This window comes from Saprospiraceae bacterium, assembly GCA_016717265.1.
Taxonomy (GTDB): Bacteria; Bacteroidota; Bacteroidia; order Chitinophagales; family Saprospiraceae; genus Vicinibacter.
The window spans coordinates 3,560,304-3,571,582 of sequence record JADKFX010000001.1 but is presented as its reverse complement, the minus strand read 5'-3'; the positions used below and the strand labels follow the sequence as shown (position 1 = coordinate 3,571,582).

Sequence of the window (11,279 nt, the reverse complement as noted above, 5' to 3'; positions counted from 1 at the left end):
TTGTATTTGAATGTGGTAGATAATTTTGTTGTTTAAGAGTTATAATAATTATATTTAATGTCATGGACTGCCATTTATAATTTTACAGCAATTTGTTTTGATGTGATTTCTTAATTTTTTGTTTTCGGCTACTAAAATTTAATCTTATTTGTATTGATATTTTTAAGTAGCCTGGAAAGTGAACATTTTGAAATTTAAAGTTAATGGAGTGCGTATATATTTTTGTAAAAATTGTAAAATTATATTTTAAAATTTGAAACTATTATTAAATCTCAGAGGTTCTTAACTAGTGATTTAATCGTATCTTTACCTCTCAAATTTGTAAGTTTGTATGCATTATCATAGTCTTGGGAAAATACCCCAAAAGCGACATACCCAATTCCGAAAACCGGATGGAAGCCTTTATCAGGAGCAGCTATTTTCAACGGAAGGATTTTCCGATTTGTATTCTTTATTATATCATTGCACCCCGCCAACACAAATTGTACAGGTTGATAATCCGTATTCAATAGCTCCCCAGACGATTCATGATAAGCAATTAAAGCATCGTTGTCTTAATGGATTTAGGGTGAATCCTGAAAAGGATTACCTTAAAAGCCGAAAGCCTGTTCTGGTTAATAATGATTGTAAAATAATTTTATCAGCACCTCAAGAGTCAAGTTCTTCTTATTTTTTTAAAAATGCAGATGCGGATGAAGTGATTTTCATTCATGAAGGAACCGGCGTTTTGAAATCGATGTATGGTCAAATTCGATTTTCTTATGGTGATTATATTGTTATACCCCGGGGCACAATATACCAAATGCATTTTGACACAAGTTCCAACAGGTTATTAATTATTGAGTCCGCTGGTCCGATAACATTTCCAAAGCGATATCGGAATGGTTTTGGTCAATTAATGGAGCATTCTCCATTTTGTGAACGAGATATTCGAAAACCAACAGATTTGGAAACTAATGACATGAAAGGTGATTATCTGCTTTATATTAAAAAGCAAGACAATATTTATCCGTACCATTATCTAAATCATCCGTTTGATGTTATTGGTTGGGATGGATTTGTATATCCTTTTGCATTTTCAATTCATGATTTTGAACCTATAACAGGAAGGGTTCACCAGCCACCTCCTGTCCATCAAACATTTGATGGTCACAATTTTGTTATCTGTTCATTTGTTCCAAGGTTATTTGATTATCACCCATTAGCGATACCTGCACCTTATAATCATAGTAATATTGATAGCGATGAAGTGTTGTATTATGTGGATGGTGACTTTATGAGTCGCAAGCATGTAGAAAAAGGAATGTTAACTTTGCACCCAGGTGGGATTCCACATGGTCCACATCCTGGTACCGTTGAAAAAAGTATCGGAGCTAAAGAAACTAGAGAACTAGCAGTGATGATAGATACTTTTAAACCGCTTTTGATGACAACGAATGCAGTTGAAATTGAAGATCCAGATTACTATAAATCCTGGTTACCTGAAGGTTCCGGAAATGCAGGAATGCAACTTAACAATATCACTTCCTAATTTAATATCTAAATAAAATTAATTATTATGCAAACGCTTACCGAATTTAAATCGAAAGAAGTAACAGATGCCTTTCCGATTTTGGGCACCGATTTCATAGAATTTTATGTTGGGAATGCAAAGCAAGCTGCGCATTATTACCAAACTGCTTTTGGATTTGAATTGATCGCTTATAAAGGACCTGAAACTGGAAATCGAGATTTTTGTTCTTATGTTTTACAACAAAATAAAATACGATTTATTTTAACTTCAGCCTTAGTTCCCGGACATGAAATTAATAGACATTTTCAAACACATGGAGATGGTGTAAAAGTATTAGCACTCTGGGTCGATGATGTGAGAAGTTCCTATAATATTGCATGTTCACGGGGTGCAGAATCAGCATTTGAACCAATGGTTTTACAAGATCAGGATGGGGAAGTTGTAATGGCTGGGATTAAAACCTATGGTGAAACGATTCATACGCTTGTAGAACGAAAGAATTATAAAGGATTGTTTTTACCAGGTTATGTAAAAAAACAAAGTTTACTCAAAGTACATTCTACAGGTTTGAAATTTGTAGATCATTGTGTAGGGAATGTCGAAATAGGTCAGATGAATCGTTGGGTAAAATTTTATCAAGATGTATTGGGATTTAAATTACTCATAACATTTGATGATAAAGATATTTCGACTGAATTTACAGCGCTCATGAGCAAGGTAGTTTCTAATGGTAATGGCTATATTAAATTTCCAATAAATGAGCCTGCGGAAGGGCGTAAAAAATCTCAGATTGAAGAATATATTGATTTTTATCAAGGTGCTGGCGTACAGCATATAGCAATTGAAACAGATAATATTCTGGCAACAGTAGACCAATTAAGACATAATGGAGTTGATTTCTTATATGTTCCAGATAATTATTATGAAACCGTGATGGAACGAGTGGGAAGCATTGAAGAAGATATTAATGAAGTAAAAAGGTTAAATATTTTAGTAGATCGGGATGAAGATGGTTATCTGCTTCAAATTTTTACGAAGCCAATTCAGGATCGTCCAACGGTGTTTTTTGAAATTATTCAAAGAAGAGGTGCAAAATCATTTGGAAAAGGAAACTTTAAAGCCTTATTTGAAGCCATTGAAAGAGAACAAGACTTGCGCGGAAATTTGTAGTTTCAAGATAAATTTATAGTTTTTAATATAAAATTTAAAAGCCCATTATCAATCGCATTGAAATGGGCTTTTAATTTTAAAAAGATATTTGGTTTATTATTTATCCACTGTTTTTACAGGATGCACTTGATTCATATCATATACCTGATTGGTAGGTAATGATGCAACCATTTTTGGTCTGACTGCCTGATAATTTTCATAGCCTTTTCTAACACCTTTTACTTCCCAATCAAATTGATAATTACCCTTTCCTTTTCTAAGTTCTTTTACTTTAAATCCGTTAGCAGATTTTTCAATAACAGCCATTCCTTCTGAATCTGCAGAAAGAGGTGTTAACTGGATGGTCATCGTTGTATGATTAACGACTAAGCCAAAATCAGCTCTAAAAATAATTTCAGATTCGCCATTAATTAAAGTTGCGGTACCACGCTCGTAAGCAGCAGCCTCCGGACCTTCAACACACGCATACCAGATTTCTTTTTGAGGATCTAATGGATGTGGCATCACAAAGTTTTTTAAAGCTGCTGTAATAGTTGCTTGACCATTCATTAAAAAGATACCGGCTACTGTACTCGTTGTTGGCCAGACTCCTACAAAAGGAGTAATTGCATTATTAATAATCACATTACCGGTTGTTGCTGAAATGGTATTTGCAATATATGCATGATGACTTCCGTAACCACCTTGTCCGAGTGTGGCAGCTGATAAAACACGTACAGGATTGCCATTATTATTTGCCTGACTGAACGCTGTAAATTCAGTAAGAACTCCAGGTGAACCACCTGGTTGAAAAGTATAATTTGTAATTCTAGTTCTTAAAAATGAATCGGCATTAAATCTTAAATAGCTTTCGGCATAGGTAACCGGATATTCTTTAACATAAGAACCAAATGCAATTTCTTTACCAAATGCATTTCCAGGTTTAGTCCAAAATTCATCATACCAATCTGTTGGTCCTGAAATAAATCTTCTCTTTGCATTAGACCTGAAGTTGATTTCAAATAATGCTTGATTCAATGGTGCAGAACCTGCTTTATCGAAGGTAATAGATTGCGATCCATTGACGTAAGAAAGAATATTACCATTGATTTTCCAAGGACTTGCACCACCACCTGGTAGAATAATGGAACCTCCATTTCTACTTAAGGATAATTGATTATTTGTGGTATCCAGTGAAATTGTTTGAATTTCATTTGTAGCATCTGCATCCGCATCATTTTTTAAACTTGTCAAATCCACATTATTACCTTGTGAAATTGCAAGGTTATTTGTCGCTGAATTGAAAGTTAAATTTTGTAATTCATTTTGAGGATTAGAATCGGCATCACCATTAATTGCAGATTGAGCCTTTAATGCAAATGCTGCTACCGGAACTGCCAAAATTGGAGAAACGCCCATGGGTGCAAAGGTTGCGCCACCAGCTGGATCCATATCAACTTTTAATTGATAGCCACCTAATGCCCAATCTATGGCACCGCAAGTTCCATTTTGGTTTGTACCCTGACAAACATTCACGCTAAAAATACCAATCTCAGAAGTTTTAACTGCATGTACCTCTGAAAATACTGGAGAATTAGCTGCATTTAAAATAGTTAACCGCAATGCTATGTTTTGATTATTTAAACTGGCATTTTGATTATTTCGAGCAACCCCCTGATATTTAAAGGATGGTCCTTGAGCAAAGCTCCATAAAGCGATGCTAAAAAAAAGAAGTGTTGAAAAAAGTTTATTCATTGTATTCTGTTTTTAATGGAATGATTATTTGATTTTTTCAATAGTGAAATTTTGTACCGTATTATTTAAAATGGCTTCCAATAAATACGTACCAGCAGGATAAGCTTCCATATTTAAATTATGAACTCCATTCTCAAAATAATAGCTAGCAATACATTGTCCTGTTAATGACATTAAATGAAATTGCAATCCCTGTCCGGATTGATTTTTAATTGTTAAATTATGAACCACTGGATTAGGGTATATATCCAATCCTTGAATTTGCGGATTGTTGGTAGAAACGATCGTTAAATTAGTTTGATGAAAACCTTGGGTTAAAATGGTATTGTTTGATTTCAATGTTTCTGTTGCTAGTTCCCCTAAAGTCCATTCAATACTAAAATTACCGGATTTCATAACAGCACCAGCATTACATAAAACAGTAGGTGTAATTTTTTGAGCTGAAACACTTAAAAACATGCTCCCAACTATGAAAATTCCGAATATAAACTTCATGTTAATTTAATTTGAATGATAAAGTTAATCATTCAAAAAGAATATATTGTTTATTATCCTTTATTTGTTTAACATAATTAATTAACTAATATATAAAAAACTATATTATAGATAATTATGAATTAAAAATATGTTTAATATATTAAACTTAAGGGTCGCTATTTCGTCTGTTTTGGAATGATTGAAAGCAGAAGGATTCTTTAAAAATCGATTTTACAGTATATTCAAATATTCATTTTCAATTCGCAAAGCACCTGTAAAAATGCATTTAATCCATTTTCTATAAACATTATTTTTCTGCTGCTTCAGCGGCAAGAATCTGGGTATTTATTTTTTCAACTTCTTTATCAATATAATATAAACTCATGGGTCCTTCACCTATTAAACTTATACGATCTAAAATTTTCAGTACCACCGATTCTTCCTCTCTTTGTTCTGCAACATACCATTGTAGAAAGTTTTGAGTAGAATGATCATTTAATTTTTGCGCAATATTAATAATCTCATGAATTGATAACGTCACTGATTTTTCTTGTTCGAAGGTTAAATTAAAGATCTCAATAATATCTTTGAATTCACTCTTAGGTTGATTAATTGCAGGAATCGTAGGTTGTCCATTTCGTTCGATTAAATAATGCATAATTTTCATCATATGCAAATGTTCTTCTTCAGCTTGTCTATAAAAAAAACGAGAGCAACCGTCAAGACTTTTCTGATCACACCAAACAGCCATTGACAAATAGCTATAACTGGAGAACGCTTCTTTTTCCAATTGTCCGTTTAATGCGAATTCTATTTGTTTGTCCAACATAAATAGTTAATTTAATACTCAAACATATAATCTTTAGAGAGGTTCAATTTTTATTAAAATTAGCGATAATTGCCTGGCATCCTATTTGAATAAGCCTAAGGGCATCTTTAAATCGATTGTCATAATAAGGATCCGGAACGGATATATTCTTTCCAGGATAGGCAAAGTCCATTAATAAATGAATTTTCGAGCGATGTAAACCTTGAGGGCTCATTGCATGGAGATTCTTTAAATTGTTTAAATCCATCGCAAAGAGGAGCTCATATTGATCTAAATCTTGTTGTTTTATTTTTCTTGAAATCTGATGTGAGATCTCAATATCAATCGTTCTAATTTCTCGAATCGCCCTTGGATCGGGACATTCACCATCATGATATCCATTAGTTCCAGCAGAATCTACCGTCCAGTTTAAACCATTCTTGGCAATTAATGCTTCCATTACACCTTGTGCCATTGGGGATCTGCAAATATTACCTGCACAAATCATTAAGATTTTCATTTTCAAAATTATAACACAAATTTAAAAATGCTTGCGTTCTTTGCACTTCTATTAAGTCATGATTAAACTTTCAGTGGTTATTATTTGCTATAATGAAGAACATAATATTCTTCGTTGTTTGAGATCTGTTAAAGGAATTGCAGATGAAGTTATATTGGTTGATTCTTTTAGCAAAGACCGAACCGTTTCAACAGGTATTTTGGAAGGAGCTATCGTCTTTAAACATCCATTTGAAGGTCATATTCAACAAAAAAATTACGCATTGACCAAAGCGAGTTATGATCATATTTTGTCACTCGATGCGGATGAAGCATTAGATGATTTATTAAAATCAGAAATTTTAAGGGTAAAAGCAAATTTTAATCAAGAGGGTTATTATTTAAAACGTTTAAATAATTACTGCGGCTATTGGGTGCGTCATTCAGGTTGGTATCCTGATAAAAAGTTGCGATTATTTGATCGACGAAAAGGAAGCTGGAAAGGTACAAATCCTCATGATAAATTCAGCTTAGACGCCGGTGACAAATTTACAGAATTATTGAACGGTGACATTCTTCATTTTAGTTATTATACGGTTGAAGAACATTTTAAACAAATGGAGTATTTCGCAACCATTGCGGCAAACGAACTTTTTAAAAAATCAAAAAAACCTTATTGGTTTCATTTAGTTATAAATCCAATTTTGCATTTTGTAAAATCGTACATTATTAAATTAGGTATATTAGATGGATGGCGCGGTATCCAAATCTGTGTTATTTCTTCCTATGGAACCTATTTAAAATATAAGAAACTTCGCAGCCTAAATTCCCGTACATAAGCAATAGGAACGAATTTAAAACATAATATAGAATTTATTGTTTTAATACTACATGAAATCGAAAAAAACACTGGTTTTAGGAGCCACAACAAATCCAGAACGCTATTCCTATTTAGCAGTTAAAAAGTTGGTGGAGTATCATCATGAAGTTATACCTGTGGGTATTCGAAAAGGTGAAATAGAGGGTATCAAAATTGAAAACAACAAGCCGGTATTAAAATCAATTGACACGATAAGTCTTTACCTGAACCCTGATCATCAGCAAGAATGGTATCCTTATATTTTGTCGACCCACCCAAGGCGACTCATTTTTAATCCGGGTACTGAAAATCAGGAACTTCAAAAATTGGCTCAAGAGCACGGAATTCATACAGAGGAAGCATGTACTTTAGTACTTCTGCAAACCGGGCAATACTAATAATTTGTAAGACTTTAGATCTTTTTATAGAGCAGGATGAATAGATCCGAAAAGGATTTTATCTTTATTGTATGAAAATTCAATTCTTCGCAATTTATTTGTTTTCGAGTCTAACTTTATCGGCTCAAAATATGCAACTCTTATTTGAATCATTTCCTTTGGCAAATGAAAATTGTGAGGAAGCTTTTAAATCCGCTGAAATAGAATGGGAATCGGAAAAACTTGATAATGATTCCATATTTCATAGGGCTAAAAATTGGGTGCCAGGTGGATCACTGAAAGCGTATTCCCTGGGGATTGATAAACTTACGGCCTATATAGAACGAGCTTCTGAAGACAATAGTTTTTCATTAACAGCTCCTGCATCTATAGATAAGGATGTTCTGAATGCATTAAGTGAATTAACAAAAACCCGTGAATTAATTTCTAATAAATGGTTGATTATCCGGGAGTCATTTACTACGATAAATGCTGATTTTATCGTACCAAATGAATTAGATAATAGTTGTGAACAAATGCAAGATGCTATTAAAGCGCTGAATAAAACATCCCAATCCATAAATGAGCAAATTCAGAGTTTTCAAAATGCTATAAAAGCAAACGTGGAAAGTTTTCAATCCCAATATTCCAGCCTCAGTAAAATCAAACACCCTATGGTAAATAATCAAGCTTTAGACGAACTTTCCAATCTGGTTATCATTATAAATGAAATGTCGAATTTGATCAACTTTCATTATAAAAATATGGTTGAAACCAGAATGGCCTGGAACAATGCACTTTGTAAAAATTAAATTTTTTATACCCGGTAAGTAAGATTTTTTGTCAGCGTTTTTATCGTTAGATGCTCTGCTTAAATCTTTAAACTTCAATTAAAAACTAAACAAAGTGGCCCTTTTACTACAAGAAGATTTACCGTAATAACCCAAGGCAAAATTAAATTCCAGATTCAATTGTACAAAAGCTGCATTGGTAGATTTATACGATGCATAAGGTTGCGCCTCCGCTAATGGATTTGGATAATAAGGTGCTTCTTTTCCTTTGTCGCCAATCATATCTGTAAATCCATATCCCAATCGGATGCCCAGCATGGTAGTAAAATTTTCATAGTTTAAAATATATCCACCGATTCCAAAAATTCCGGAAATATAATTTTTAGCATAAAAATCTTTAACATCTTTTTCACCAGGATTGAATTCGTTTTTTTCAGTTACTTTATTTAAAATAGAAAATTGTGGACCAAGTTCAACATAAATGCCATCTTTTTGCATTCTGTACAATACTGCAATATCATAATTTTTCCAATTAATATCATGAATATAGCTTTTGTTATTTTTAAAGAAATCAAATTTCTGATTATTGCTGGATAACATAAAATCTACTGTTATTCCATTATACAAACCAATGTACAAGCCAAGTTTAGCACCAATAGAGGTTCCTGTTGTTAAATGGTGTTCATAATTTTTATCATCAAATAAATTTGAATTCACCATACCTGTAAGACCATATCCAACTTTTATTCCGGCATCCATCCAGGCGTATACTTTTTGAGCATTAACAAAGTTAACGGACAAGGCAAAAAAGAATAAGAATGTAATTTTTTTCATTTTATAAGTAGTTTATTTTTATTATAAAAAATTTAATTGGGCTTTTGTTTCTCGAATTTTAAAAATTGAACCATAAATATTTAATTATTTTATGAATACTTCATGTTTATTTTAGAAATCTTTTATTTTTTTAATAATTTTTACACCGTTGAATATTGTAAATAGGATAAATTTATGGCTATTAAAAATGCATTTATTTAAGTCCTCTTCGTTTCATTTCTGTGTCTAATAGTTTCAATTCTCTACTCATATCACCGGTTATACTTGAGTTTTCCTGAGCACGTCTCACCAAATATGGAACCACATCTCTAATAGGACCGTAAGGTACATATTTAGCAACGTAGTAGCCTTGAGATGCTAAATTAAATGTAATATTATCACTCATTCCTAATAACTGACAAAAATTTAAATTGGGATGATCATTAGGAATATTGTGTTTTTTCATAAGTTCCACTTGTAACAAACAACTGCTCCAGTTGTGGCTACTATTACATAAGCTTATGAGTTCCGGAAACTGTACACAAAATCGAATCGAATCATCATATTGGTTATCCGTACTTAATTTATCGATCTGGATTGGATCTGGATAGCCCTTTTCTTTTGCCCGGTTGCGTTCCTTTTCCATATATGCACCTCTTACAATTTTGGCACCTAGTATATAGTTTTCTGATCTCGCTTTGTCAAAACTATTTTTTAAGTATTCGAGCCTTCCGGTTCTATACATTTGGTAGGTGTTATATAAAATAGGTTTTTCTTTATTATAAACCGGCATATATTTATCTACCAAATGATCAATCGGATTTTGAATCCAGGATTCTTCAGCATCAATAAATATTCCCACACCGAGTTCCGCAGCTTTATTGCATAAAATTACAAATCGCTCTTCTAATCGTTCCCAAGCTATTTTATCAAAGGTTGTTAGGGTTTCGCCAGCATGCATTTTTTCTAAAACAGAAAATGGAATATAGCCAGTTAGCTTTGTACTAATAACTGGGATATTCGGGTTGCTAAAAGCAAATTCAAGAGCTTTTAGGTTTACTTCCAGTGTGTTCTGAAAATCCTCGTCATGATTCCGCGCTTCAACGCCATAATCCAGGATTGTTAATGCTTTTTTGTGATACAATCGATCGACTACTTTTTGGCATTCCAATAGATTGGTACCACCACAAAACTGATAAAACACAGTTTCTCGAATTATTGGGTCCAACAGGTGAAAAGGCACTTTAGCAGCAATATTGCCTAAAAATGAGCCTATACTAACCAATTTCGGGTTATTCATTAACTTAAAAAGACGATAGGTCTTTTTGAGTTCACGATCAGATTTATGAGAAAATGCAATTTCTGTATTTCCAAAATCTAAATGACGCCCATCTGTTTCTTCCATATTGCTTATTAATCATTCCAGAAAAACCAGGAATTTTCAGCTTGTAGCTTTAACATTTCCAGGCCGTTCTTAATATTGGAACCTTTATCCATTCCAAGGTTCAAAAATAGGGTTTTTTCAGGATTGTAGATTAAATCATATAGATAGAATGTTTTATCGATTCTTTGATATGGAATTTTTGGCGTTTTATGGAGTTGTGGAAACATACCTACTGGGCTGCAATTTATGATGAGTTTCCATTTTGAATCCCAAATTCTATCTAAATCGGCATAGTAAATGCCATTTCCGGATGATGAGGCTATATCGAATGGGATATTGACTTGTTTCAAGGCCCATTGCACTGCTAAGGAAGCTCCACCACTTCCAAGGATTAACGCTTTTTCTTCAAAATTCTCAGGTATGTAATGAATCAAGCTTTGAAGAAAAGCTTCTCCATCGGTATTATGTCCAATCCATTTGCCCTGCCAGAATTTAATACAATTCACTGCTTGAATATCTTTAGCGACCTGGGTTAGCATATCAAGATATGGAATTATCTGAATTTTGTAAGGAATTGTAACATTAAATCCTTGAAATGCAGGCAACTGTGATTTTAACGCAATAAAATCAGAAATAGATTCTATTTCCAAGAGCTGGTATTGACAATCAATAATCCCAGTATTTTTCCACTTTTTTGTAAAGTAATCTTGAGAAAAAGAATGGCTTAAATTTTTGCCTATCAAACCGAATTGACGCATGAAGGCAAGATACGCTGAGAATGAAAAATGAAGGGATTTTTCATTTAGATTATAGATAGCCTAAATAGAAAATTTATTCATATTTCTAATGTACCTT

Annotated in this window: 12 protein-coding genes; 5 read left to right on the top strand and 7 right to left on the bottom strand. The window is 33.0% G+C overall.

Going from position 1 to position 11,279, the window contains the following annotated elements:
- Positions 1-331 precede the first annotated feature (331 nt).
- On the top strand, positions 332-1,531 hold the full coding sequence (locus IPO86_14075; protein MBK9729232.1) for a homogentisate 1,2-dioxygenase: 1,200 nt from the start codon (positions 332-334) through the stop codon (positions 1,529-1,531).
- A 27-nt stretch (positions 1,532-1,558) separates the two neighbouring features.
- A complete protein-coding gene (hppD, locus tag IPO86_14070; GenBank protein MBK9729231.1) occupies positions 1,559-2,683 on the top strand; it encodes a 4-hydroxyphenylpyruvate dioxygenase in 1,125 nt (374 codons plus the stop codon).
- A 96-nt stretch (positions 2,684-2,779) separates the two neighbouring features.
- Here the strand turns inward: hppD and IPO86_14065 are convergent, their stop codons facing one another.
- The 4 genes from IPO86_14065 to IPO86_14050 form a co-directional block, all read right to left on the bottom strand.
- Positions 2,780-4,417, bottom strand: a complete 1,638-nt coding sequence (locus IPO86_14065) for a hypothetical protein (protein ID MBK9729230.1) — start codon at positions 4,415-4,417, stop codon at positions 2,780-2,782.
- 24 nt (positions 4,418-4,441) lie between these two features.
- Positions 4,442-4,912 (bottom strand): T9SS type A sorting domain-containing protein, encoded by a 471-nt coding sequence (locus IPO86_14060; protein MBK9729229.1) that lies wholly within the window; start codon positions 4,910-4,912, stop codon positions 4,442-4,444.
- 289 nt (positions 4,913-5,201) lie between these two features.
- Positions 5,202-5,723, bottom strand: coding sequence for a ferritin (locus IPO86_14055; GenBank protein MBK9729228.1), 522 nt, complete (start codon positions 5,721-5,723; stop codon positions 5,202-5,204).
- Positions 5,724-5,766: 43 nt separating this feature from the next.
- On the bottom strand, positions 5,767-6,222 hold the full coding sequence (locus IPO86_14050) for a low molecular weight phosphotyrosine protein phosphatase (protein ID MBK9729227.1): 456 nt from the start codon (positions 6,220-6,222) through the stop codon (positions 5,767-5,769).
- A 58-nt stretch (positions 6,223-6,280) separates the two neighbouring features.
- On the opposite strand from IPO86_14050, the gene IPO86_14045 reads away from it, so the two are divergent.
- The 3 genes from IPO86_14045 to IPO86_14035 all read left to right on the top strand — a co-directional run bounded on the left by IPO86_14045 (position 6,281) and on the right by IPO86_14035 (position 8,248).
- Entirely contained in the window at positions 6,281-7,039 is a 759-nt protein-coding gene (locus IPO86_14045; GenBank protein ID MBK9729226.1) for a glycosyltransferase family 2 protein, read from the top strand.
- Positions 7,040-7,091: 52 nt separating this feature from the next.
- Positions 7,092-7,457, top strand: a complete 366-nt coding sequence (locus tag IPO86_14040) for a CoA-binding protein (GenBank protein ID MBK9729225.1) — start codon at positions 7,092-7,094, stop codon at positions 7,455-7,457.
- Positions 7,458-7,588: 131 nt separating this feature from the next.
- Positions 7,589-8,248 carry a hypothetical protein gene (locus IPO86_14035; protein ID MBK9729224.1) on the top strand — a complete coding sequence of 220 codons (660 nt, stop codon included), beginning with the start codon at positions 7,589-7,591 and terminating at the stop codon, positions 8,246-8,248.
- Positions 8,249-8,326: 78 nt separating this feature from the next.
- Here the strand turns inward: IPO86_14035 and IPO86_14030 are convergent, their stop codons facing one another.
- The 3 genes from IPO86_14030 to aroE form a co-directional block, all read right to left on the bottom strand.
- Positions 8,327-9,061 carry a hypothetical protein gene (locus tag IPO86_14030; protein ID MBK9729223.1) on the bottom strand — a complete coding sequence of 245 codons (735 nt, stop codon included), beginning with the start codon at positions 9,059-9,061 and terminating at the stop codon, positions 8,327-8,329.
- 193 nt (positions 9,062-9,254) lie between these two features.
- On the bottom strand, positions 9,255-10,445 hold the full coding sequence (locus IPO86_14025; protein ID MBK9729222.1) for a proline dehydrogenase family protein: 1,191 nt from the start codon (positions 10,443-10,445) through the stop codon (positions 9,255-9,257).
- A gap of 8 nt (positions 10,446-10,453) precedes the next feature.
- Positions 10,454-11,182: a shikimate dehydrogenase gene (aroE, locus tag IPO86_14020; protein MBK9729221.1), complete on the bottom strand. Its 729-nt coding sequence runs from the start codon at positions 11,180-11,182 to the stop codon at positions 10,454-10,456.
- Between the last annotated feature and the right edge of the window lie 97 nt (positions 11,183-11,279).